The sequence below is a fragment of the Aquamicrobium sp. YD-1-mutant5 genome (assembly GCF_059509755.1).
In genome coordinates this window covers 64060-88344 of record NZ_JCAKKP010000016.1, presented here as the reverse complement: position 1 = coordinate 88344, position 24285 = coordinate 64060, and the positions used below count along the sequence as shown (strand labels likewise).

Sequence of the window (24285 nt, the reverse complement as noted above, 5' to 3'; positions counted from 1 at the left end):
CTACCGTTTGGGCAAGCGGTAACGATCAAGCCAGGTGGGGCCGTGCGTGTTGCGAAGTCGGCGTAATATCCCGACATCGTCATGGGGCGCTTCGCCCATCCAGGCGTTGTTCAGGATGCGCTTCCACGAACGCCCGTGTCTGGCGGCATAATGCTGAAGGGCATTCACCTCTTCCTCGGTCAGAGGTGGAAGGGGCTCGGCGTCGAAGCGCCTCATGGCGCGCTCCTCTCACGACGGTGATGACGGCATCCTCGTTCCGGACCCCGAGCGGAAGCATTAAATTCCGGTCGCGCCTGGAAAGCGGCGATGGCCGCCTCCTGGCGCGCGAGCTTGCGAGCAAGAGCATCGATCTCCGGCTGCCGTTCCGCGGTGATCGCCGCCAGACTGGAGCGATAGCGGGCGAGGAAGGCTTCCGGCGCGGGCGGTTTACCCCGCCGGTATCCGCTTCGGCGCCGCCCGAGCGACGGGATGAGAGCCGTCATCTTGGCGGTAATCTGCCGGTCGATCATGTCGAGCTGGCGTTGAGTCTGGCGGCGGGCCTCTTCCATCCGGAAAAGCAACTCCTGACGTTCCGGGGACCGGGTCATGACGTCTCCCTCCCCTGCCAGACGACAAAGCTCGATGGCCCGTCATAGGACCGATGACGATCGACATCGATGACGAAACCGAAGCGGCCCGGCTCGTATTCACTAGATGGCACGAGAAACCGTCGTTCCCCGGCATTGTGCTCCCGCTTCCCGCCACGCGTGGCGATCACTTCGATCATGCCGGGATGATGATCGGAGCGAAGGGCGGAGATGACGATCCAGTCACCGGCATGGGCCGCCTCGAAAGCGCGACGGTCCTTCACATGGGACTCCCCCGGCGCAAGGGTCGTGACGAAGATCGTTTCCCAGGCGTCGGGCCACCATTCCTTGATGGACCGTTCCGCGCACCGGCGTTCGAACGCGGTGAACAGATGGGGGAAGGTGATCGCGACGATCGCCCAGGCGGAGTCCTCCTCATAGAAGCCGTCTTTCGACCGCAGCAGCGGGTGAACCTTTCGGTTGCGCTCGGCCGAGAGCTTGAAGCCGCCGTGCCCGGCGGTGGAATGGCACTCGATACCCTGCGCATAGACGGTCGTGCGCTGCGGCATTCCCCAGGGCGTATGGACACGGGTGAAGATCTCGCAGCGGCCAAGTGCCTGCCGTTCGCGCTGATGTTCGGCGTTCTCGATCACGCGTGCACGAAACGCCGCCTCGTCGGCGAGTTCGCCGGAATGGCCGTAGAAGTCGGATCGCCGCCACTCGGCAAGCGGCCGGGCGATCTTACCACCGAGGCCAAGATAGTGCCGCCCATTACGGCCGGGCACCATCGCGAACGCCGTATCGGCGACACGGGCGACCGGAAAGCCATCGGCGGATCGCCCAAAAGAGACCTCCGGATATCCGGAGGTGTCATTGGCTTCGGTCATGACAGGGCTGGTGTTCATGCTGCCGCCCTCCCTTCCACGACGTCGGCAGCGACCTCGTCCGCAGTGACGACCTCCAGCACGGCATGAGGATAGCCGTGTCGGGACAGCCATTCCTCTGCGGCTCGGCGGTTCGCTGCGAGATGGACGAGCTCGGCATTGTCGCCGGCGCGATCGAACACGCGGCAACTGCCGATGGCAGGGCGTTCTGCAATCGTGAACGTCAGACGGGTCTCCAGCGAGAAAGTCCAATGAACGCGGATTGTGATGACGCAAGCAGCACCTTGGTCGTCTTCATGAAGCGTGAAGCTCGCGGGCAGGATGCTGCTGCCTGAGCCAAGTTCTCCCTGTTTGCGGATCAGGCGGCCGCTGCTGTTATTGCTCTGCCATGCAGACAGCTTCCTGCGATGGCGTTCGGGTGGCCGCGGCGCGCCGTCCGACCAGGCGATGATCGAGCCGATGGGTGCCATGAATGCGATATGCGCGGACATGCAAGTTCTCCCTAAGTTTCGAGGGTTGCGCAAACGAAACCGCCGCCGATGGAGATCACCGGCGGCGGAACATCATTCGGAAGGAAGTGAGGCGTGCGGCTATTCCGCCGCGATGCAATAGGCCTCCTGCTCATCGTCGAGATCGGTTGCATCAGGAGCATCGTCTGACGTGTCGAGCAGATCGGCTTGACCCTCGAACGGATCGAGAGCTTCACCTTCATCTACGACGCTCCCATCAATCGGAGCGCCTTCGCCTGGATCCGTCTCCGCATCGACCGCGGCGCCCTCAACGGGCTCGCCGTCGAGGCCATCCTCTGCGGCGTCAACCTGGGCTTCATCATCGTCAAGAGTATCGGCTTGGCTGATCAGATCGGCGACATCATTCGAATCGGGCGCGAAGAGCGCCGACGAATGGACGAAATGGCCTTCCTTGAAGTGTTCGACCAAAGCCGCACGGGTTTCGCGCACCTTTGGACGCGGCAGGACATTGACCTCCTTCGCTGCCGATTCCAGCGCCTGCCGCGACAGGCACAACAGGAAGTCTTCCGAGCCCATGTTCGTGAGATACCCGTCGGCGCCGATGGCATCGCCGGCGATGCGGGAAACGACACCGCTGTTCGAGATGCCGCGGCGGCAGGACAGGACGTCGATCAGCATGGAGCGGGCGGCGACGCGCACCGTCTCCATATCGAAGGAAAGCTTGCCGTCCCCGGAGAAGAGGCGGGCGGCATGGCGCCGGAAACGCTTCGGTCCGAACACGGTGTCGTTGGAGCCAGAGTCGACGCGGACATTCTGGCCGGCAAGTGAGAGAACGAGCAAGGCCATGAGCATGTCGTCCTCGATCGGCGCGCGGCCGAGCGCCTCATGCAGGGCGTCGGTGCGGAAATCGCCGATCATGTCATGGCCCTTCTGGGTGACGTCAGGGCGCGGCTTCGGCGTATCGATGATCCTGCCGTCATGGAGAACATCGCCCTGCCCGCCTGTCGCGGAGACGCCGCCCTTGCCTTTCGTTTTGCTGTCCTCCGGCATGCGGAAGGCAACCGACTGCACCTTGCCGTCGCGATCGAGATACATGGCCACATGGTCGGACTTCGACGGCTTGCCGTAGACGCGTTCCGCCTTCTTCGGCAGTTCCGGTTGACCCCAGCTGTTGACCTCGACGATCGCGCCCTTCTTCGGAAGGTTATTGGTCATCCATTCCTGCTGGGCGCCGAGGAAAGCCTCGACATTGGTGGTATAGCGCGTGTCTTCGTCGGCCGGCGAAAACAGGTCCTCGACCCACTCGATGCCGTAGGCCGCGGCGAGATCGTCACCGAAGCTTGCATCCTTCGCATACATGCGGGTTTTCGAGAGCGCACGGGAGATATTGTACCAGTCCGCCCGCTCGTTCTTCTTCGGCTTGTGCGCCTTCCACACCTCTTTCTGTTCGTCGAGCGCCGCGGCGGCGACGGTGCGGAGCTGCTGCTCGTTGGGCATGTCGCCGAGCGCCATGTGGTCGAGCATGGCCGGCAGCACGTTGGCGAGTAGCCTGAGTTTCCTGATCTGGCGAACCGGCAGGGCGAGCGCAACGCCGATCCCCTCCTCCGTCCAGCCCAGCGCAACGAGCCGTTCTATGCCGCGCCACTGGTCCACCCCGTTGAGAGGTTCTCTCGCGATGTTCTCGACCATCGAGCGCATGGCACCGTTATCGTTGGCCGCCTCGCGGACGATCACCTCGATTTCCTCGAGGCCGGCGGCGATCGCCTGTCGGACGCGGCGATGACCGGCCTGGATGATATAGCCGTTCCCACCATCCGTCTGCGGCGACACGATCGGCGGCTGGATGATGCCGACCGCCTTCACCGTCGCCAGAAGCAGTGCGTCAGCCTGCGGCGACGATTTGGAACGGCGCGCGTCGTCGGGATTGTCCTTCAGCGCGCGGGGATCGAGTTTGAGGATCTGCATGGGATTTGCTCCTTCCGGGGTTTCGGAACCGGCACATCGCCGGCTCTTGTCCGCCTTCAGTTCTTTCCGAAGACATTTCCCGGACCGCAGGGCGGGCAGACCGGCGCAACTGCGCCCGAGCGGCCCTGCCGGTCAGGGCGAGCGGGGCGAAGCCTTGCGAGAACGACCGGCAGGGTTGCGGAGGGGGCGGTTGAGCGCCAGCGGCGACGGGTCGACCGCTCTGCGAAAGGGTTTTCTCCTTGCTTTCCTCCTCTTACTTTTTCAGACGGGTGAGGGAAACGCGAGGCAGCACACACAATCGAAGGCGCCTGCAGGTTCTGCCTGGCCCATGGTGTAGGGATTTATCCCCTCTCGGATTCGTCGTTGATATCCGTCTCCATGCCGGGCATGGTGGCCGATAAAGAGCGGACATCCTTAGCTGTGACCGTGCTGTCCTTGCGCTCCACCACATACTGAAGGCGCAAAGCCGGGCTGAATTACCGGGCAGGCGGGATCGGCTATATTGCTCAGGTGCAGGAAGACGTCGGAACCACTTGACCTTGCCTGTCTGCGTATGCGTATCACTGCTAGTGGGGTTTTATCAGCGATTGTTTCGCAGCCCATGTTTCATATTCCCGGAGGAGGTCCTCGACTACCGACCACTGCGGATATTTGCTCCGCAAGAGTTCATCGTGCTGGTCCAAGCACGGTGACTCTCGCATAGCACTTTGCCGGAAAGGCTCGAGGGCGCTGTGGCGCATCAAGGCCAGGCATTCAGGCGACGACAGATCGCGTGGCAGGTGTTCCAGCAAGCCGCTGACGATGATCACCCAATTGTTGACGACAAACGGACGACCAGCTTCCTCCACCTGAGCTGTGATCTCCTCCAACATCGACAGCAGCGCGACAAACCGCACGGGCCAGGTTTCGGCAAGGAATTGCGGCGCCATCATCTCGATCGTCCCGCGAATTTCCTCGGGTAGTGCGTCGCAGAAGCCGAGTTTCGAATATTCTATCCGCGCCATTGACTGATCTTGGCATCCTTGACAGCAGATTTCCGCTCTCCGTTGAGGCGCTCCTGCGTTGCCCATCCTTATCCTTCGAGAGCGAGACAGGGCAAGGTCAGAAGCGACGTCAGAAACGGGGCTAAGCAGCAATTTCCTCGGCCTCGGCATCACCGCGCGCAGACTTCGCCAGCGCCTCCTCGACCTCACGCAACTTCTGGCGCTTCTCAGCCAGTTCGTCGGCAAAGGCGAAGGTGCCACCCTGACGCGACTGGTAGGAGGAAAGCCGCCGCTGGTACTCATCCAACCTCAGGCGATAACGTTCCCGCTCCTCTTCGAACCCGCCGAGTGCATGCTCGAGGCGGGAGATGGCCCCAAGCGGCGTGACGGTCACCGGCAGATCGATCTCATAATCCGCGCCGGTGCGCTGAAGCAGGGTCTGGTAGTGGTAGTTGTCACCCCGGCCGAAGCGCTCGCCTTCATAGGTGAGATCAAAGCCGCCGATCGACGCGATGTGAACCTCGCCCTCTTGGCCGAGCTGGACGAGGGTGAGGATCTCCTTCATCAACGCCCGACCGGCATCCTTCCGCTCCGTGTATGGCTTGCCCATCACGGTCATGGTGAAGGCATCGCCGGAGGTCGGAACCAGCCGTTCGATGTCCTGGCCGATTTCGCCGATACGGCGGTTTGCCGTCTCGATTTCACGCTCGGCATCGCGAAGCTGCCGGCGCACGGCGAACAGGTCGTCGTCATGGGCGGCGCGCAGGCGCTCAAGCCGGGCAATATCGGCTTCCAGGCCCGCTTTCTGCATCAGGCGCTCATCACCACTGGCAATCGCCTTGGCCATGGCGAACTGGTTGGCCTGACCTTCGTTCAGATCCTCCAGCCGGCGGATGGAAGTATCGCCGGACAGTGCCGCGGCGATAAACCGAGCCTTGCGCTCGTTCTGCTGCCACATCGTTGCGTCGACGCTTCCCTGCGTGGCATAGGCGAAGATATCGACTTCGTCATGCTGATTGCCCTGGCGCACGATACGGCCCTCCCGCTGTTCGATCTGCGACGGCAGCCACGGCACATCGAGATGATGCAGGGCCTTCAGGCGAAGCTGGGCGTTGACGCCGGTGCCCATCGTTTCGGAACTGCCGATCAGGAAGCGAACCTTGCCGGCGCGGACGTCGCCGAACAGGCGCTGCTTCGCTTCGGTCTTCTTGTAATCCTGCATGAAGGCGATTTCCGATGTCGGCACGCCCATGCGGATGAGCTCGTCGCGGATCCAGCGGTAGGCTGAGAAGCCGCGGGTCTTCTCGACATTGGTCGTCCCGAGATCGGAGAAGATCATCTGCGCCGCACCGGGCAGCTCGTAGACTTTGCCGTCCGGGCGGCGATAGCTGTTCTCCGAAGTTTCCCTCCAGATACGGAAAGCGTTACGGACCAGCAGATTGAGCTTGTTCTCCGGCTCGTCATCTATTGCCGGCATGACCAGGCGGAGATCGATCGCGGCATGGCGGCCATCGGTGATAACGGACAGCAGGATGTCGTCACCGGGCTGCGCCGGCCCCTCGCGCATCTCGATCGCCTTGATGCGGGTTTCGAGGATCTGCTGGTAGGCTTTGAAGGCAGGCGTTGGCGCAGCGGTCAGGATTTGCCGCTTGCCCGTCGCGATCTCCGGCACCCTGACGTGCGCTTTAAGATCCTCCGGCATCACAACGTCGGCGAAGGCCCGAAACATAGCAATCAGTTCGGGGACGTTGACGAAACTGGCGAAGCGGCTGACCGGCTTGTATTTGCCGGATGGCTGAAGCTCCAGTTCGGTGCGTTCATCCCCGAAGTTCGAGGCCCAGGCGTCGAATTCGTGCAGGCCGCGCTCGCGCAACGCCTCGTAGCCGAGCAGGCGCTGGATCGAGAACATTTCTCCGAGCGTGTTGGTGATCGGGGTGCCGGAGGCAAGCACGAGCGCCCGGCCCGGATTCTTCGTCTCGATGTAACGGGATTTCACATAAAGGTCCCAAGCTTTCTGCGACCCGTTCGGATCGACCCCCTTGAGCGTCGACATATTGGTGGCGAAGGAGAGTTTTCTGAATTCCTGCGCTTCGTCGACAACGATCTGGTCGATGCCGATTTCGGAGATGGTCAGCAGATCGTCCTTACGGGTGGAAAGCGCCTCCAGCCGCTCCTGCAAGCCCTCCTTCAGCCGCTCGAGCCGCTTGCGGGAGACCCGGTCCTCGTCATCAACTTTGGTCAGCAGGTCCTCGTAGAGCTGCAGCTCGTCGTGGATCATCTGTTGTTCGAAGGCGGATGGCACGCCGATGAACCTGAACGCGGAGTGCGTGATGATGATCGCATCCCAGACCGCCGTCGCGGCTCGCGACAGGAAACGCTGACGCTTGTCTTTGGTGAAGTTGGTCTCATCAGCGACGAGAATGTTCGCTGAGGGATAGAGCGCCAGAAACTCGCGCGCCGCCTGTGCGAGGCAGTGGCCGGGAACGACCAGCATCGCCTTGGCGATCAGGCCCAACCTCCGCTGCTCCATGATGGCGGCTGCCATCGTCATCGTCTTGCCGGCGCCAACAGCATGGGCAAGATAGGTGGAGCCGGAGGAGATGATCCTCCATATGCCGCGTTTCTGGTGCCCATAAAGAACGAAGGCGCCAGAGGCGCCGGGTAAATTCAGATGGGAGCCGTCGAATTTGCGCGGCGCTATGTTGTTGAAGCGGTCGTTATAGACCCGCGCCAGCCGGTCGGTGCGATCAGGGTCGGTCCAAACCCAGGTCTGGAAGGCATCCTTCATCCGCTGGAGCTTGTCGCGCGCCGCTTCGGTATCGATGACATTCAGCACCCGCCGCTCGCCATCGGCGTCCTTGATGGTGTCGAAGATCTGCGGCACGCGTGAATTCAGCGCATCGGCAAGCAGTTCGCCGGCATGGCGGCGGCTCGTGCCCCATTCCGAGGTGCCGGCGGCGCTATAACCAAGTTGCCGAGCCTCGACCGTCCATGATCCCAGTTCCGGCAGATGATGAATGCGGATATCCGCCCCCATCATCTCGTACACGAAGGCGACGACATCGGACGCCGGGATCCACGGCGCTCCGAGGCGTGCGGTAATATCCGACGGACGTAGATCGGCCGGCTGGACTTCCTGTAGCGCCCGGACATTACGCAGATAAGCGGTATCGAGCGCAGCGGCGGCTTCAGCGGCCGCAAACTTGGTGCGGACCGGGCCGGAAAGATAGGCGTCGGAGGTCCGCCACGACCCATCCGAGGGATCGCGGAAGATGGCGTCGCCGAGGTCGGCGATGACCGCATCGGGGTCACGATGCAGGAGTTCGGCGATATGGTCGACGTCGACGCGGCCGCGCTCGTTGAGCACCACGGCGAGCGCATCAGCCGCGGACGTAATCACCGGGGTGGCCGGAGGTGAGACCACCCGTTCGGAGAAAATGGGACCCGGTCTGGCCGTATCGGTTTCGAGGTCGTAATCCTCGATGGAGGCCACCAGCCAGCAATCGGGATCGTCACGGAAAGGCTGAAGGTTCGGTTGCCGATGTGTCTCGCGAACCTCGCCGGTTTCCTCATCTTCAGAGATCGATACGGTAGTGTGGTTGATCGGTCCGAAATCACGGACGAACGAGGACCAGGCGATGCGCAGGCGCACCTGAAGATCCTTCCACGGGCGATCCTGTTCCTGAGCCTTCAGCACCTCCCGCAGAGCATCCCGGACCGGGATCAGCTTTTGGATGATGCGGACATGCTTTCCGGACAGGCATTCGCCTGGCTGCCTCTCGGCAGACCGCCCCTTGCGAACCTTGATCGGAACCGGAGAGCCCTCGACCATCTGCATCAGGCCGTGCCTGGCATCGATGAAGAAGCTGCCCTCGCGAACTTGTCTCTTTCCGGGGCGAAGATCGACGATCTCCCCGAGCTCGTCCTCCAGGTCGATGTCGATTGCTGACGGCTCGCCGTCGTAGCGATCTTCCGGAAGAAGAGAGATGGCAGCATTCAGCGCCACTTCGAGATCGACGCCGGCGCGACCACGGCACGTATAGGTCTCCCCGAACGCACCCGACGTCAGGGCGTGGTCGCCAAGCACGAAATCAGGATGCCGTGCGAACCAGCGATTGATGCGAATAGCGCCTTCGTCTTCTGTTGCCGGGCGGACTTCATCCACGTCGAGCCAGGTCTGGTCGCCCTCAGGTTCTCCAGCCTTGCGCCTGCGGAAGAACAGGATGTCGACGACGACGTCCGTGCCGGCATCGCGGCGGAAGCTGCCTTCGGGCAGACGAATGGCCGCAACCAGGTCGGCCGATCTGGCGATATGCTCGCGGGCTGTCGCATCAACCTTGTCCATCGTGCCGGAACTGGTGACGAAGGCCGCGAAGGCGCCGGGCTTCAGGAGATCGATGGACCTCGCGATGAAGTAGTCGTGCAGTCTGAGACCAAGTGACCGATAGTGCCGGTCCGAACGCACGATGCGATCGGAAAACGGTGGATTGCCAATGGCGAGATCGTAGATCGGCGAGAGATCGGCGCGCGCGAAATCCCCTTCGATAATCCGGGCTTTCGGCTGCAGGAGCTTTACGATTCGCACAGTCACCGGATCGAGTTCGACACCGGTTACATAAGTGTTGTCGCGATACGCCCTCGGCATCAGCGCCGGAAACAGGCCCGTTCCGATGCCCGGCTCCAGTACGCGACCGCCGCGCCAGCCCATGCGCTGCAATCCCGCCCAGATCGCGCGGACGATGAACTCCGGCGTGAAATGCGCATACTGCGTGCAACGCGACAGGCTGGAATAGTCGCTCTCCGAGACGGCACTTTCGAGCGACGAGCCGAGATCGTCCCACCCATCCCGGAAACTCACCTCGCCCGGACGGCGGAACATGCCGTTCGCCAGCTCGGAGGCGCCGAAGCCGGTGAAACGGATCAGCCGCTGCTGATGCTCGCGCGTGACGGGGACCTTGTTCCGCTCGATCTCATTGGCGATCAGGATTGCCGCCACGCTCAATCGCGCACGTTCCTTCCACGACGCAGCAAGGCCGCGATCCTCCCCATCATCGAGGTAGAAGTTCGTGTGCTCCCCTTGCCGGCGTGGTGCTGAGCGCAGGGGCGGCGCGATCGGCAGCGCCGGTGCGGGCGCAGGCGGCGTCGGATCGGGATCGTCGTCATTCGCAGGTTCGGGGGCCGCCTCGCGCGCGAGACCACCGAAGGCCGTCACGCCCAGGCCGAGCCCTGACGACAGGGCTGTATTCCCGAACATGTCGAGGGTGCCAGACGGATCAAGCGAAAAAGGATCGTTGGACATGAAAATGCTCTCCTTGAAAAAGGGGCGAGCGCCATCGTTCCGCTGGAGGTGAGCCTCCGGGCGGGGCGGTCGCGAAGTTGTTGGAAGGGTGCGCCGCGTCAGCGGCGGATCACGCTGATGGATATGGACGTGTCGTCCATCACGATCCGCAGATGCGTCGCGTCGGGCTGAGCCGCGACGAGCTGTTCGAGTTCTACCGCGTCGATGAATTCGACACCGTCATCGCCCCCGAAATATCGGCGCTTGTAGTGCCAGTAATCCGGATTGCTCTTCGGATCGCATTCCTCGGCATAGATGACGAGCGGACGCTGTCCCTCGGCGAGTTTTCCGTTCGAGAGAAGGTAGACGCTCTCGTCACCGACCAGCCACAGGCCGGCTCTGGCCTCGGCTTCAGGGGATATTCCCTGATACGGAATCCGAAAGCCGCCGTTTGCGGCCGCGTCGGCACGGCCACGCGCCAGAACGGCGCAAATGTGCGTGAGTGAGAAAGTGAACATGCCGCCCTCCGTCACGCCGCGAGCGCGTCGGGCAGGTAACGCAGATGTACCGGCAGCTTCGCCGCGATCTCCACGTCCGTCAGGTCTTCCAGCAGCTTGCATGTGGTGCCGCCTGGTCTGGCGAAGAACATCACCGTGCGTTTGCCACGATCAGCCTCCGGCCAACGCTCGCCGGCATAGCCACGATAGTCGTCAGCGGTGCTGCTCCAGATATGTTCGAGACGCTCCTCGCGCGTCATCGCCCGAACAGGACGGGATTCACGCTCGATGATGGCGGTGCGCATGCGCTCGGGCGAACCCTTGTCGATCAGGTCGCAATAACCGTGGAAGTGCCGGATACGCCCGTCGATCGACAGCGTGAAAAAGATGCTGGTGATCGAGCCGGTGAGGAATTCGCGCATGGCGAACATCTCACCCCGCATCCAGAGGGGCGGCAGGATCTCGAACATGTAATCGTGGCAAGCCTCCCCGATCTCGAACCATTCGCCGCGATAAAGCGCACTGTCGTCGCACTCCCATCGGTTCGGGCGCTGCGCATGACGGTCGAACATGCGGAACATCTGGCGGCGATCGGCGATGCCCTGATAGACTTTACGGATGGGAGAGAGGTTCATGAGCGGGCTCCTTTCAGCCTCGTCGGGCTGAAGCGCGGCTCATCTTTGCGATGACTCCATCTTCTCTTCAGCCCTTCCTGACCCCTCCCCCGCGGCCGCCTCTCCGTCCGGTCGGGTCAAGGGCCGGCTTCAGCCGGGCGAAGCTTCACCCTTGACGCGGCCGGCGGGCATGCGGCAGGCCTCCCCTACCCACCCTTCTTTCCTTTTCTTCTCCTTTTCTCTCCTGCAATGCGTCGTTCCAGTCCTCAGCCGGCGGCGTCAGGCGGAACCAGTCGCAGCCGGCATCTTCTGCGATATCGCGCAGGCGGCCGGCAAAGGCCTCGCCCTGACTGTTGGCATCCGTGGCGGCGACGAGCTGCGCGCCGGGGCGCGCGGCGAGCACGCGAACCGCGGCTTCTGTCGTCGGCGACCATCCCCCGCCTGTGCTGAGATAGAGGCTTCCCTCTCGCATTCCTTCGAACGCGGCCAGGCTCATGGCGTCGATCGCCGCCTCGGTGACGCAGAGGCGTGAGGCGTCGAGGGCGCCGAACCGGAACAGAACCTTTGACCCTCCTGTCGAGAAGCCACGCCAGTCGGGGCCGCGCTCCTCCCAGCCGGTGACGCCGCCATCGGCATCAACATGGGCGGCCCACATGCTGCCGTAGGGACCTTCCCGCAGCACATCGCTTTGGAGGGCGGCACGGATGATGGTCTCCGGCAGGCAGCGTTCAGCACGCAGATAGCGCCACGTCATCGACCCTCGCCAAGGCTTGCGGCGTTTTGCCCACCGCTCGGGGATGGTCGCGGCCGGAACGGGATCTCGAGCTTTTCGGGTCCACACCGGCTCTTTGGCGACAAAATGGACCAATGCGGCGACCTGGTCGAGCGCTTCGACGAAGGACACTCCTTCGAGATGCGCGGCGAGACTGAAGACGTCGCCTTTCGCGTCGGACAGGGGATCGAACCAACCCCGCCCGTCATGGATGACGATGGCGATTTCCGCACCGCGCCGATATTTGACCGCCTTGCGGGTGCTCTCCTTCACGTCGACCGCAAAGCCGGACTGCTCCAACACGACGCCGCAGAGAACACGGTCCCGCAAGTCTTCCAGTTCTTTTTTCTCCATGCTTTCTGTCGGCGCTCGCACGTCCGCCCTTCTTGTCCGTTTCCTTTCTCCCCGCAGTTTGCGGGACCCCTTTCCGGCGGCCCGCGAAGAGCAAAGGTGGCAAGGGCGCGGCCGGCAAGGTGCAGATCTGCACCTTGCCGAGCTGGCCGTGCCAGCCGCGGCGAAGCTTCCCTTGCCGCCTGCCGCTCGCAAGCGGCACCTAAAAAGGGGAAAGCCGGCTCAATGAGCCGGCCCGTATTCGAAGGGATCGAATTCGGCGATGGTCTCGACCTCGCCGTCATCGAGTTCGTCGCTCGGGAGAACGCCAAACTCGTTTCCGGACCTGAAGAGCGTGACCGGGACCATCAGAGTGCGGGCAAGTGCGAATGCGTGGCGTTGAGCGAATGCAAGATCCTGTGCCATGTGAGAAACCTCCGTCCGGAGCGGGCCGATCCCGCTCGATGGCTCCTCGAAGGACCGGGGACGGTCGCGATCACCGCGAAGGCGAAGCCGAGCGGCGGCAGCTTGCTAGCCGACCCTCAACGGGTTGATCGTCGGAGATCCGGACCTGGTCCAGGACGCCATCCATAAAGAGCGGGGTTGGTTTGCTTCGGAGGGCCAGGCGGTTCTTCCAGCACAGATCTTTCACCGGTTCCGCAGCGACAGCCACGACCCGGCGTTCTTTCCATCAAGCGCCATGCAGATGCTTAGCGGTGACCGGCGCCTTCCTGATCGGCAATCGCCTTGACGGCCTCGACCGGACGTTTGCTCTCTTGCAGCAAACGATTGGCCGAAGCGGAGACTAAGCACGATCTTTAACCTTGTTGGACGTAGGTGGTCCGGTCGCGCCTTAGGGCCTGCGGCGGAATGATGTCGCGGGTTTGGAGCGGCGTCCGATAGTCCGAGCGGCGGTGAGTGCGACCAAAGCTACCAAAGCTACCAAAGCTACCAAAGCTACCAAAGCTACCAAAGCTACCAAAGCTACCAAAGCTACCAAAGCTACCAAAGCTACCAAAGCTACCAAAGCTACCAAAGCTACCAAAGCTACCAAAGCTACCAAAGCTACCAAAGAGGTGTAAATTTTTCAGTTGCGCACGGTCAACCTCAAAGATGGCGAAGCTGTTGGCGTCCTCCACAAGCACTTCATCTCCCCATGATACGCAAGCATGGTCGATCGCGGCATCGCGGTCGCGTACCAATCGGATGCTGTTGTCATTCCGGTCGAGCACTTGCCGATCTATACCCCGTTTCAAGATGACCCCGGAGAACTCCTCCAGGATGGAAAAGAAAAGGGGCTGTCCGACCGGAAGCGCAACGTCGGTCGTATAGGTCGGCTCGTCTCGGCCGGTGAAAAAGCGATTGCCTTCCGAGGTCAGATTGAGAAAATCGTATGTGAGCGCATCCTCGTCATCGCGATCCAGTAAAATTGGCTCCATCTCAAGCGGCACATTAAACTGCTGCTCAAGATACTGCATGCGGTGGCGCGTAGCGCGCCGGCCGCATATGGCGACAGCGGAATCGTGGCGCGTCAATTCCGATTTGGGATCGCGCCAGGCTGACAGCCAATTGAAGGAACCGTCAACGAAGATCCTTTCGTCGACAATGAGCGACTTATTGTGGGCTCCGCGCAATCGGTGAACGGTAACGCCCAAATCCCGGAGCATTCGAATGCCCTCGGCAAAAGACCGCTTGTATGTCTCGAACAAGTCCTCAACTTTGCAATTCTTGTCGACCTGCATCAGATTGAACTCATAGTCGGTGTAGAAATGTATCTCTGCCCTTCTTGCCGCGCCCATCAACTCCGTCCACATCGTCGCCAAGGCTCCGCCGGTGATCCACGGTGAAGAAATGATAACCTCGTGCTTGGCGCCTCGCAGACAGAACGCCAGAAATTGAGACAGTTGTTCCGCCCCGGCAACGAAGGTACTGGAACACTCGCAGGTGCAGTCGAAGAGGTTGTGCTGGCAGGCACGGCAATGGAAGTTTCGCGTCATCGGATCGATCTTTTACTCATTGGTGATAATCGGTTTGACCTAGCAACATCCCGTTGAAAAATGGCGAATATCCATGAGCTATCTGCTACCCCAAACATGTTCTCTTTGACCTGCTCTTCGATGGGTTCATGTCCCGGCAGGTAGCGCTTAAACCCTGATGACTGATCGCGTTCGAACATACCGACCTGGATTTTTTGCTCGGCTCCTTCCCCAAGGAAAATGGAAGGTCAGGCTGAACGTGTCGTTACCAGCAGCCTTGCAGCTCGATGTGAACGGCGCCCTCGATCTTCCTTGCCTGGATGTCATAGCAATTTCTGTCACCAAGGCATTGCTGTGGCACTCGGTTGAAGTCCGCTCGCGTAAAGGGATTCATACCCTATCGTGCCTCGGAGAAGAGGCAGCAACCCGGCTTGCGGCAAACCTTTACAGCTTCATCAACAGCCACCTCTTCGACCTGATCAGCTTTGACACCGACCGCTTGAGCGAGGTGGATACGAAACTACAGACTATCACCGAGGGTAACCGGCAATATCTGGCCCATGCCGACCTCGCCCGTGCGATTGCGGGCGTAACCGGTGAAGCCGCGGCCGCGCTTTCGCACCCTCTGTTCGACCCGGAACTGATGCCGGCCACCCTGAAAGCGGTGCTGCCCCGATCGCTCGCGTTCGTTACCGATCCGGACGTGCGCCACAGATATAATGACGCGTTTGTCTCAGCTGAGCTGTCGAGATACCGGTCGTTCTTTGACAATTTAGACGGCCGGTCCTTGTCCGATCAGCAACGCGAGGCATGCATTCGACTGGAGGACAACAATCTTCTTGTCGCCTCAGCGGGGTCGGGCAAGTCCGCAACCATGGTCGGCAAGGTCGCCTATGTCCTCGACAAGCAGCTCTATCGCCCTGAAGAGATTCTCGTCCTTGCCTTCAACAAGAGCGCCGCTGACGAGCTAAAGAAGCGGATATCCAGACAGCTCGCGGTAGATCCAGGAAATTCGGAATGTAAAGTGACCACGTTTCATGCGCTGGGTCGCGGAATTATCGAGGAGGTCGAAGGCCGTCCCCCACAGCTCGCCGACTGGGTCGAACACCCTGCCGGCGAAGCGAAAATCATCGAACAGATCATTGACGATCTGCTGCGATCAGATGCGGAATTCGCCGATCTCTGGGTCAACCTCCTCGTCCTTCATCCCAAGGCGGATATCCCGGTCGAGGTGTTTGGTTCTGAGGCTGACTACGAGCGCTATCTGTCGGTGCGCCGGCGGAAAGGCAATGCGACCATCGGCACGATGGCCGGGATACATGTGAAGTCGCTCCAGGAGCAGACAATCACGAATTGGCTGTGGCTGCATTCCGTCGAATTCGACTACGAACGCCAGATCCCGATCGAAGAGAAAAACGGGCAGATCCGGTACGTCCATCCGGACTTCTATTACCCCACCAGCAAGACGATACACGAGCATCTGGCTATCAATGCCGATGGCTCATCACCCTTCACAGACTACGCCACCCATGCCGAACACAAGCTGGCCGGCTACCGCAAGGCGGGGATGGACGTTTTCCAGACGACGTCTGCACAAGCGTGCAATGGATCGCTGATTGAGGAACTCGAGGCGCAGCTCACGAAACGGGGCATCTCGTTCGAAAGAAAGAGCTATACGGCGATCGTCAAAGCCCTCGAGCCTGTTGTCATCAAGCACTATCACAAGCTGATTGCGGTCTGCATCAAACACATCCGCGCCAGTCACCTCACCCTGGACATGCTGCTTGAGCGGGCCAAGGCGCTCCACGACCGCACCCGCGCCAAAGAGTTTGCTCAGGTCGTCTGGAAGATTACCGAGACCTATTCCCGGAAGCTTGAAAAAGCCAATCGCATAGACTTCGACTCGATGATCGCCAATGCCACGCGGCTCGTGGAAGCCGGACAGTATCAGAGCCCCTACTCCCTTATCCTGGTCGATGAATTTCAAGATATTTCCGAGCCGCGTGCGAACCTGATTAAGGCGCTGAAGCATCAGAAGGCATTCACCAAGATCTTTGCGGTTGGCGATGACTGGCAGTCCATCTATCGCTTCGCCGGATCGGACATAACGATCTTCACGCAGTTCGAGGCGAATTTCGGGGCAAGCTGGCAAGGTCGACTGGAGCAGACCTATCGTTGCAACCAGCTCATCGCCGAGACGGCCGCCAGTTTCGTGCAGCGCAATGCCGCCCAACTTAAAAAGTCGGTGCGATCGACACGGCCCGCGATTGCGCGGTCGATCCGGGTCATTCCGACCGACGGTGAAGGGGGCAAGCCAGATTTCGCCGATTCATGCCTCCGATTGCTGAAGCGCCTCGACACCTTCCTTGGCGGGATTTCCGTACAGTGGCGGAGTGATGGACACCAGAAACTCAAGGTCATGGTGCTGTGGCGCTACAACCAGCTGGACCCGTTCAGGGGGGCGACACCAAAATTCGAGCATATCGAGGTGTCGGGACTGTCGTTCCATCGAGCCAAGGGACTTGAGGCCGACTATACGATTCTGCTCGATGTCAGTGAAGGCGACTATGGGGTGCCAAGCCGGATAGAGGACGACGAGCTGTTCAATCTAGTCATGCCGCGACCGGAGACATTTGAGTTTGCCGAGGAGCGCCGCCTTTTCTATGTCGCATTGACCCGCGCAAGCCGCGGCGTGTTCCTGCTTACGAACAGCCGTGAGCCATCCAGATATATTCGGGAGCTCTCAGAAATCGCCGGCGAAAACTTGCGTTTCGAGACCATTGATGGTGATACGCTAAATCAATGTCCGGCGTGCGGCGTGGGCCAACTGGTAGAACGGAAAGGTCGCAACAACGGCCGCTTTCTCGGGTGTAACCAGTATCCCGGCTGTGACCACACGCAGCGACGAAGCGCCGAATGAACGAGCCACGTCGCCTGCGCGGCTGCGCGAGGTCTGCAATCGCTCTTCCAATTGATCGTGTCGGCCGGAAACAACTGCTCTACCGGCCAGATCGCACGATACCGAACGCATTTCGCGTCGGCACGGCCGATGCCAACCATTCGCGTTTTCAGCATTCGTCAATGAACATACGGAGCGTTTGTCCGAAATTTGTATGTATATTTCGGACTCGCCTTTTGTCCGAAAAAAGTATACATCTTTCGGACATGGCAGCCGACTCACCCGATCTGAAATCAGCAATGCTCGAACGCATACGTGGGGATTCACCGCGCAAGGTTTGGACGCCTAGCGATTTCGTTGACCTCGCCTCGCGAGATGCGGTCGACAAGGCGTTGCAACGCCTAACAAAAACAGAAATCCTCAGGCGGATCGATCGAGGACTTTATGACCAGCCTGGTTTTAACAAACTAACTCAAAAGCCCAATCCTCCCGATCCGCGCTCTGTTATCGATGCCGTTGGGCGCCGCGATCAAACCCGTATGCTTGTAGACGGAATGACTGCAGCAAATGACCTCGGTTTGACAGACGCTGTTCCTGCAAAAATTATCGTCCATACCGATGCACGTCGGCGACCGATCAAGCTCGGCAATGTGACGATCACCTTTCGTCCAACAGCCGCCAGCAAATTGTTCTGGGCCGGACGACCGGCAATGCGGGTCGTTCAAGCGCTTTACTGGATTCGCGATATTTTGCTCCGCGAAGGTGAAAGTGACCGCGTGAGCGGCAAACTTGCCAAGCTTTTCGAGGATCCTGCGGTCGGCGCGGCCATTAAAGCCGATTTGGCAGCGGGCATTACCGCGCTTCCGACATGGATGTGGACATTTCTCAAGCCGCTCATCGAAGGCGAGAGGGGCGATCATGATCAGCATGTCAGTAGCGATCGCACTGCAGATGATTACGACGCCGACGATCATCACCGCAACGACGATGATGGACATCGCCATGGCGATCCTCGCCTGAAACGTAAGTCGGTCTCGACCCGCATAACAAGCAACAAACGCAGTCACTCCAGGCAATGAAGAAATGAATCCAGCTTATGACGAGGTCCTTGCAGCTGGAGAAGCTGCGATGTTGAGCGCCTTCGATACGACGGCGCAGCGGCTCGGCACGGCCGCCCAGAACATAGAAAAAGACTTTTGGGTCTGTTGGACCCTAGATGTCTTATTCAACGGATTAAACGACAGTGGTCCTCGCCTCCTCTTCAAAGGCGGAACCTCATTATCCAAGGGATTCGGTCTAATCAGCCGGTTCTCCGAAGACATAGATGTCACGGTATTTAGAGATGACATTGGCGAGCCGGCGACCATCGAGGAACTTGAGGAGCTCAGTGGAAAGAAACGCAAAGCACGTCTCGAGGCGATCAAGGATGCCTGCAAAGCCTACATTAACGGACCCCTGCGCGACGAATTGACGAAAATTCTTGCGGACCGCCTCAAGGCCGCCGGCGCTGATCCCTCAAACGCGAGGATCGAAGCCGACGACACCGATCCCGATGGCCAGACCTTGTTGATCTGGTATCCGGCAGCGACACCACGGTCGGAGTATGTGAGGGCGGCCATCAAGATTGAGTCAGGTGCAAAGTCTGCGCTTGATCCCAATAGCGAAGTGCCGATTAAACCCTATGTCGATGACGATCTTCCGGCGCTTGACCTGACGGTGCCAGCCGTGCGGACTGTCGATCCTGAACGAACCTTTTGGGACAAGGTCGTCATTGTCCACGGGCTGCGGCGGTGGTTCGACAAGCGCGGTGAACTAAAGGGCGGTGGCCAACGGGTTTCGCGACACTACTACGATCTGCATCGGCTCGTCGCGACACCGGTAGGAGCAGCGGCCATCAAAGATAGAGCGCTCGGTGAAGATTGCGTCGCGCACGCCCGCATGTTCTTCAATCGGCCCGACTTCGATCTCGCCAGCGCTGTTCCTGGCTCCTTCGCACTTGCGCCGCACGACGCGATGATCGAACAGCTCCGCATTGATTACCGGGCTATGCAGGGCATGATCTTCGGCGACCCGCAGGGGTTCGAAGCCGTGATCGACAGCATCGCTTCGCTTGAGGCGAGTTTGAACAAGAACGCAGACTAAGCGGACGGGGCTATGAAGAGGTTGGAGGGAGTAGTGGGGGCGAAACCGGAGCCGGAAGCGCATCGTAACGGCAACACGGTTGTAGCTCCGCTGCGCAAGCGACGACTTACTGGCGAGCTTTATGAGCGCGACAGGAGGGTGGAAACACTCATCGCCGAGTTGGCCGCGCTGCCACGCGACGAGTTAATCGGCAGAGCTGCAATTACGAAGCGCTCCGAGCCGGGATATGTACCCAGCGAGTGCCTCGTATATTTCATCCGCGCTAGTCGTCACGACAATAACGAAACATGGTTCGAGCGCCTTTATCGTATACTTATGGAGCGGGTGCTCCGTAGCGTGCCCAAACCGGAGAACTCCGACGGCAAGACTGAATCGCTGACGCGCAGCGTGGTGCGTGACAAAGTCTTCAGCCGGTTTGTAGAAATTCTATCCGCAGACCGAGCATCATACGTCGACAAACTCGATTATTTCGAGGTGCGATTCGATGGCGCTGTGGCGAGCTTGCGACGCGATGCTCAGGAACAGGCTTGGCGCGACGAGAACAGATCCAAGCCTCTCGAATATGACGAGGAGAGTGGTGAACTGTCAGCAGAGGTCGAGGCAGCGGCCGGAGCCCATGATCCTTTCGCCGCATCGGATTTTGACGATCCGTCTTACCGGTCGCGTTTGGATGCGGCGATTGAAGGTTTACCGCCAGAACAAATCAGGATCATACATATGCTGAAACAGGGCTTCCCAATAGATTCTAAGGAGCCAGACGTCATGACCATCGCCAAGGCCCTAGGTCGTTCCGAAAAAACGATCCGAACTTATCGCGACAAAGCGTTTGCAGCGTTGCGGGTGGCTCTGGCCGACGGTGAAAAGCAATGAGTCCCGCCGGCGAACGCCCATCCCGCGAAGCCGTGCTCGACGCATTCGCAGTCGAAAGCGAGCCCGATCGCTCGACCCTCGAACGCTACCTGCGTCTTTACCCAGAATACGCCGCAGAACTCGTCGATCTCTCGCGCGAACTCAGCCGCGAGACCTCGGAAGAGGCCGCGCCCCCTTCCGCTGCGGATCAGGCGCTGATTGATGCCGCCTGGTCGCAACATGCGAGGGCTCTGCCCGAGGCAATTCCAGATCCTTTTGCGGCTCTCACAGCCGCTGACTGGCGCACTGTCGCTCACCAACTGGACATCCCGCGCCAGGTCGTCACGGCACTGCGTGAACGGCGCGTGTCGTTTCTCAGTATCCCTCGCCGTTTTCTTGAAAATCTGGCGATCGCAATGCGCTGCTCCGTCGCCCAGCTGGAGTTGTCTTGGGGAGCCACCCCACTGGCTGCGGCTCGTAGCTACAAGGCTGACGGAAAGCCAACCACGGGTGAACAGGTCACTTTCGAAAAGGTGTTGATCGACGCCGGCATTCCCGTTGAGAAGCGAACCCGGCTTTTGGGGGAGACGGACTGATATGGACAGCGTGGAGCTTGCCAGGCAAGTCGCCGCCGAGCTTCACGCTCACCTTGTCGAATTCGGCGCTAATCCTTGGGCACCATATGAATTCGTCGTCGCCGAGGCCACGCGGCGGGGGATTGACGTTGAGCCGACTGCGGCGGGTGCAGCTATGCTCAACGGCGGTCGCGCGACCTTCATAGCCGCCGACGATCTGATCCTTCATGAGAATGTCGGCTCTCTATTCGAGAAAGCCTTCCTTGTTGCGCACGAGATCGGGCATGTCGAGCTTGGCGACGATCCGGACGATGAGTCTGCGCCGACGATCGACCCCGCCCGCGCCGCCGAACCATCACCGGTCGGTATTGATCGGGTTGTCGACTATGGGCGCAAGCAACGGCGCGAAGTCCAGATGGATCTGTTCGCGAGAGAGCTGCTGCTTCCTCGTAGTGTCGCCCGACAACTCCACGTAGCTGGAGGGCTTTCTGCTTCTGAGATTGCCGAGAAGCTCGGTGCGCCGTTCGAGGTCGTGGCGCAACAGCTGCTTGATGCCCTCTTGTTGCCGCCCTTCCCGACCAAGCCGACGGCAGCGCATGAGGAACGGCCCTTGAATCCCTTGCAAGCAACGGCGGCGGGGCATCGCGGAGGGGCCTACCTGCTTGAAGCAGGTCCAGGCACTGGCAAAACCCAGACGTTAGTCGCACGCGTTGAAGGCCTCCTCGCAGACGGTGTCGATCCAAGGCGCATCCTGCTTCTGACGTTCTCGAACAAGGCAGCGGGTGAAATGGCCGAAAGGATCGCACGCAAGAGGCCCGACGCAGCGGCCGCAATGTGGATCGGCACGTTTCACGCCTTTGGCCTCGATATCATCCGCCGGTTCTATGCGGAGCTCGGCTTACAAAAAGATCCACGGATGATGGATCGTACTGAGGCAGTTGAGCTCCTAGAAGAGGAGTTTCCGCGTCTGAGGCTGGCTCATTATCGTAACCTGTATGATCCCACACAAATCATCTCCGACATGCTGGTTGCTATATCCAGAGCAAAGGATGAGGTGGTCGACGCCAACAGTTACGCCGCGCTCGCTGGCGCCATGCTAACGAAGGCAACTGACACCGAGGCCCGCGAAGCGGCAGAGCGTGCCGTCGAGGTGGCTCGTGTCTACGCGACCTATGAGCAGCTCAAGCGCAACGCGCATTGCATCGACTTCGGTGACCTTGTCGCGCTGCCGGTGCAACTGCTTGAAAAGGATGCGGCCATTCGCGAAACACTCCAGGCACAATACGATCATGTCCTAGTCGATGAATATCAGGACGTGAACCGCAGCAGTGTGAGATTGTTAAGCGCAATACGACCTGACGGTCGCAATCTTTGGGTGGTCGGCGACGCCAAGCAGTCCATCTATCGCTTCCGTGGAGCCTCATCCTTCAACATGACTCGCTTCGGCAAGGAAGACTTTGCCGGCGGCAAGCGCGGGCGTTTGAAGCGCAACTATCGTTCGGCGTCAGAGATCGTCAACAGTTTTTCCAACTTTGCTGTCACGATGCGAGCAGGTGACGCCGATAGTGGTCTCGAAGCAGAGCGGGACCGCAATGGGCGTGGGCCAGAGTTGCGCACGGTCAAGCGTGCCGAAGAGCAGCAGGTCGCTTTAGCGGACGCGATCGAGGAACTCCGCCGCGCGGGCCACGCCTATCGCAATCAGGCGGTTTTATGCACCGGAAACGAAAAGCTGTCGAGGATCGGTCAAGATCTCGAACGGCTCGGCGTGCCGGTCCTATTCCTGGGAAGCCTGTTTGAACGAAGTGAGGTCAAGGATCTTCTGGCAATCCTATCGATCCTCGTTGACCGGCGCGCCATGGGTTTGGTACGAGTCGCCTGTTGGCCGGATTTCGCGATGTCTTTCGCAGACGTCGCCGAAGTTTTCGAGCATCTGCGAACCACAGATCCCGCTCCGGCAAGTTGGCTTCAGCACGTCGATTTAATCCCAGGCGTGAGTGTGGCTGGACGCGAGGCACTCGGCAAGCTCTCAGTTGCTCTCGCAGCCTTCGACGAAGCCGCCTCGCCCTGGACTGTCCTCTCAACACTGCTCCTCGATCGCACGCAGATTGCGGCGCGTCTCGGGACATCGCTGGACCTCGGCGATCGAACCCGGGGAATTGCTATCTGGCAGTTTCTCAACTTCGTGCGAGTACAGCCGTCGGGGCGCGGACTACCTATCACGCGCCTGCTTGATCGCGTGCGCAGGCTTGTGCGCCTCGGCGACGACCGTGACCTGCGTCAGTTGCCAGCAGCAGCTCAACATCTTGATGGTGTGCGGCTGATGACTATTCACGGCGCCAAAGGCCTGGAGTTCGAAGGCGTGCATATCCTGGGTCTCAACAGCGATACGATTCCACGCACGCCCCCTGCCCCGCCCTGTCCGGCGCCCCCGGGCATGATCACAGGTTCTGAAGGCAGCGTACTGGAAGCATTCCGAGCGGGCCAGGCCGAGGAACAGGAGTGCCTTTTCTATGTTGCGCTCTCGCGCGCTCGCGATCGCCTGGTCCTCTATGCGCCGACACAGAAGAGCAACGGTCACAATCGGCCGCTCTCGCCATTCCTCGATCGTCTTGGGGCGTTGACGCGCAGCTCGATCGTGCCGACGCGGCCACTTCCGCTGGCGGCCGAAGCGCGAGGTGTCGAATTGATCATCGACGGACGGCTTCGCTTCAGTGGACCGCAAATCGCACTTTATGAATCATGCCCTCGCCGCTTTCTTTACACGCACATCCTCCAGGTCGGCGGCCGTCGAACCGCTACCGCCTTTATGCACTTGCATGAGGCAGTTCGCTCAGTCGTCGGGGCGATGATTGCAGCCGATCTGTCACCTTCCGAGCAGGACCTCCAAAATCGTGCTGAAGCAGCGTTTGCCAGCCAAGGGCTCTCAGATCACGGCTATCGCGCCGAATTCCTCGACCTGGCCATGGCGATGCTGCGCTTCTTCCTGTCCAGCCGCGCAGGAGCCGTCGCGGAGCCTTCCGCAGCGGTCAGCCTCACAATTGAAGGTGAGGAAATACTCGTCCAACCGGATGAGGTGCTGGTTCGACCCGACGGTGTTCGCGCCGTGCGGCGCGTCGGCACAGGTCACATGCGATCTGCGGAGAGCAAGGACGTCGGCGCTGCGGCGCTGATCCTCGCGGTCAAGCAGGCCTTCCCCGGCGCCGTCGCTGAACTGGTTCATCTCTCCGATGGCGAAGCGCGTTCGCTCTCATTGTCGGATCGCGAGTTAACAGGGCGCAAGGACAAGCTTGCAAAGTTTCTTGTCGACATTCGCGCCGGCCGTTTCCCGGCTGACGTTTCACCATTCACCTGCCCGAACTGCCCAGCTTTCTTCATTTGTGGACCGACCCCCGAAGGCCCCTTGAAAAAAAAGTTTGCCTGACCTTACCGGTCGGCCAATCTCGCTCCGATTGGATCTTTAGAGCCGCGGCGTCGCCACGGCGCAA

The 24285-nt window shown here is 60.4% G+C and carries 18 protein-coding genes; 6 read left to right on the top strand and 12 right to left on the bottom strand.

Translation table 11 applies throughout. The annotated features are described in order from the left end of the window. The 12 genes from AC5XE7_RS17645 to AC5XE7_RS17590 form a co-directional block, all read right to left on the bottom strand. A complete protein-coding gene (locus AC5XE7_RS17645; protein ID WP_272791903.1) occupies positions 1-216 on the bottom strand; it encodes a hypothetical protein in 216 nt (71 codons plus the stop codon). After that, entirely contained in the window at positions 213-587 is a 375-nt protein-coding gene (locus tag AC5XE7_RS17640; RefSeq protein ID WP_272791902.1) for a hypothetical protein, read from the bottom strand. The genes AC5XE7_RS17645 and AC5XE7_RS17640 overlap by 4 nt, the downstream gene beginning before the upstream one ends. Continuing rightward, positions 584-1471, bottom strand: a complete 888-nt coding sequence (locus AC5XE7_RS17635) for a DUF7007 domain-containing protein (RefSeq protein WP_272791901.1) — start codon at positions 1469-1471, stop codon at positions 584-586. Before AC5XE7_RS17635 ends, AC5XE7_RS17640 begins: the two co-directional genes overlap by 4 nt. After that, positions 1468-1941 (bottom strand): UCP036055 family protein, encoded by a 474-nt coding sequence (locus AC5XE7_RS17630; protein WP_272791900.1) that lies wholly within the window; start codon positions 1939-1941, stop codon positions 1468-1470. Before AC5XE7_RS17630 ends, AC5XE7_RS17635 begins: the two co-directional genes overlap by 4 nt. Positions 1942-2040: 99 nt before the next feature. Then, positions 2041-3885, bottom strand: coding sequence for a ParB/RepB/Spo0J family partition protein (locus tag AC5XE7_RS17625; protein WP_272791899.1), 1845 nt, complete (start codon positions 3883-3885; stop codon positions 2041-2043). Positions 3886-4451: 566 nt separating this feature from the next. Continuing rightward, positions 4452-4889 carry a hypothetical protein gene (locus AC5XE7_RS17620; RefSeq protein ID WP_272791898.1) on the bottom strand — a complete coding sequence of 146 codons (438 nt, stop codon included), beginning with the start codon at positions 4887-4889 and terminating at the stop codon, positions 4452-4454. A 121-nt stretch (positions 4890-5010) separates the two neighbouring features. Beyond that, positions 5011-10167: a helicase-like domain-containing protein gene (locus AC5XE7_RS17615; RefSeq protein ID WP_272791897.1), complete on the bottom strand. Its 5157-nt coding sequence runs from the start codon at positions 10165-10167 to the stop codon at positions 5011-5013. Between the two features lie 98 nt (positions 10168-10265). Beyond that, positions 10266-10664 carry a DUF3085 domain-containing protein gene (locus AC5XE7_RS17610; RefSeq protein ID WP_272809238.1) on the bottom strand — a complete coding sequence of 133 codons (399 nt, stop codon included), beginning with the start codon at positions 10662-10664 and terminating at the stop codon, positions 10266-10268. Between the two features lie 11 nt (positions 10665-10675). Then, a complete protein-coding gene (locus tag AC5XE7_RS17605) occupies positions 10676-11278 on the bottom strand; it encodes a DUF1419 domain-containing protein (protein WP_272791895.1) in 603 nt (200 codons plus the stop codon). A gap of 145 nt (positions 11279-11423) precedes the next feature. Beyond that, a complete protein-coding gene (locus AC5XE7_RS17600) occupies positions 11424-12383 on the bottom strand; it encodes a DUF3991 and toprim domain-containing protein (RefSeq protein WP_272809204.1) in 960 nt (319 codons plus the stop codon). Positions 12384-12602: 219 nt separating this feature from the next. Further along, positions 12603-12785 (bottom strand): hypothetical protein, encoded by a 183-nt coding sequence (locus AC5XE7_RS17595; RefSeq protein WP_272809203.1) that lies wholly within the window; start codon positions 12783-12785, stop codon positions 12603-12605. 392 nt (positions 12786-13177) lie between these two features. Then, a complete protein-coding gene (locus AC5XE7_RS17590; RefSeq protein ID WP_495366995.1) occupies positions 13178-14356 on the bottom strand; it encodes a phospholipase D-like domain-containing protein in 1179 nt (392 codons plus the stop codon). A gap of 157 nt (positions 14357-14513) precedes the next feature. Between AC5XE7_RS17590 and AC5XE7_RS17585 the strand changes: the two genes are divergently transcribed. From AC5XE7_RS17585 to AC5XE7_RS17560, 6 genes are read left to right on the top strand one after another with little or no spacing between them, the layout of a single operon-like run. Further along, positions 14514-17255, top strand: coding sequence for a UvrD-helicase domain-containing protein (locus AC5XE7_RS17585; protein WP_272809201.1), 2742 nt, complete (start codon positions 14514-14516; stop codon positions 17253-17255). After that, positions 17252-18313 (top strand): DUF6088 family protein, encoded by a 1062-nt coding sequence (locus AC5XE7_RS17580; protein WP_272809200.1) that lies wholly within the window; start codon positions 17252-17254, stop codon positions 18311-18313. Before AC5XE7_RS17585 ends, AC5XE7_RS17580 begins: the two co-directional genes overlap by 4 nt. Before the next feature lie 4 nt (positions 18314-18317). Further along, the gene (locus tag AC5XE7_RS17575) at positions 18318-19376 is read left to right on the top strand and encodes a nucleotidyl transferase AbiEii/AbiGii toxin family protein (RefSeq protein ID WP_272809199.1); all 1059 of its coding nucleotides are present in this window, start codon (positions 18318-18320) and stop codon (positions 19374-19376) included. 33 nt (positions 19377-19409) lie between these two features. Continuing rightward, on the top strand, positions 19410-20246 hold the full coding sequence (locus AC5XE7_RS17570; protein ID WP_443021297.1) for an RNA polymerase sigma factor: 837 nt from the start codon (positions 19410-19412) through the stop codon (positions 20244-20246). Beyond that, complete coding sequence (locus tag AC5XE7_RS17565; protein ID WP_272809197.1) at positions 20243-20821, top strand: hypothetical protein; 579 nt, start codon at positions 20243-20245, stop codon at positions 20819-20821. The genes AC5XE7_RS17570 and AC5XE7_RS17565 overlap by 4 nt, the downstream gene beginning before the upstream one ends. A 1-nt stretch (position 20822) precedes the next feature. Then, positions 20823-24221: a UvrD-helicase domain-containing protein gene (locus AC5XE7_RS17560; RefSeq protein ID WP_272809196.1), complete on the top strand. Its 3399-nt coding sequence runs from the start codon at positions 20823-20825 to the stop codon at positions 24219-24221. Positions 24222-24285: the final 64 nt, after the last annotated feature.